This is a genomic window from Gordonibacter sp., assembly GCF_036667095.1.
Taxonomy (GTDB): Bacteria; Actinomycetota; Coriobacteriia; order Coriobacteriales; family Eggerthellaceae; genus Gordonibacter.
The window spans coordinates 1-1,221 of sequence record NZ_JAVWUP010000378.1 but is presented as its reverse complement, the minus strand read 5'-3'; the positions used below and the strand labels follow the sequence as shown (position 1 = coordinate 1,221).

Here is a 1,221-nt window from a genome sequence, read left to right as displayed (position 1 = left end):
CCTGCACCTGCGAGTGCGGCGGTCTTCAAGAAATTCCTGCGTGAAACCTCGTTTTCGATACCCATTTCGGTTCCCTCCTTGGTTTGAAAAAAAGCAACGGGAGCATCATGTGCTTAGAGCCTGTGAGTCGTAAGGTACCTAAGGGGCCAATTGCTTGGTTTTGCCGATGGCCCGAAAAGGGCCAGGAGGTTTTTTCCTTGGGGGAAGGCGGTCAGTGCGAGACGATGTGGGGATGCGAAAAGGCAGGACGCTTCCCTGCATTGCGCTCCCGAAAAAAACTTTGCTCTTGCGAGGGGAGCGCGCTTGATAAAGGCAACTAAAGAACTTACAAATAGAAAAATGATTACCACCGTGCTGTGAGAGCACTCGAAGGGGACCCGGAGGGTTTAATGTCGTACGCATGCACTGCACGGCAGCCGGCTATCGACCTGTTCGAATGCGATCCGCTGACCGGTGCAGCGCGCCTTCGCGGCGACGGGGATCGTGCTGCCCAACCAGTTTATCGACCTGCTTGAACGCAACAACCTCATCCGCTATATCGACCTTTTGTTTTGGAAGAGGTATGTCGTCAGCTGGAATGCTGGAAGCGCGCGGGGCTGTTCTTGCCGGTGGTTTCGCTGAACTTCTCGCGCCTCACACTGCTCGAGCGCGACATCGTGTCATCGGTGGAGTCCATCGTTTCCCGCTACGACGTTGCCAAAGAGCACCTTGAGATAGAGATCACCGAAAGCGTCGCGGATATCGGCAAGAACATCCTGTGCCAGACGGCACGCGACCTCTACGATGTCGGCTACGCTATCTCGCTTGACGACTTTGGCACGAAGTATACGAACTTTGTCCATGCTAGCCGACGTCGACTTCGGTGTGCTCAAACTAGACAAGAGCCTCGTGGGCGCTTTGGGCAGCCGAACAAACTACCAGGCTATCCTCAAGAACCTCATACGTATGTGCCAAGACCTTGTCATCGAGGTCGTCGCCGAGGGTGTGGAGACGCACGAGCAGGAGGCGATACTGCGCGACCTCGAATGCAAGCTAGGGCAGGGCTATCTCTACGGCAAGCCCATGCCGGCAAGCGAGTTCGAGCGCGCTTACCTGTAGTGTTCCCGCAGGGCCCCGAGGGCACGCTACTTGACCGCTACTTGTACCTGTACTTGTGCGCAACTTGTGTGCGTTCCGGATGTATAAATACACTCTTGATCGGTAGCCCAGATCAGTTTATAA

The 1,221-nt window shown here is 55.3% G+C and carries 1 protein-coding gene; it reads left to right on the top strand.

Annotated features, from left to right (window positions below; all coding sequences use genetic code 11):
• The first annotated feature begins 840 nt into the window (after positions 1 to 840).
• Positions 841 to 1,098 carry an EAL domain-containing protein gene (locus RR842_RS14740; RefSeq protein ID WP_332730321.1) on the top strand — a complete coding sequence of 86 codons (258 nt, stop codon included), beginning with the start codon at positions 841 to 843 and terminating at the stop codon, positions 1,096 to 1,098.
• Positions 1,099 to 1,221: the final 123 nt, after the last annotated feature.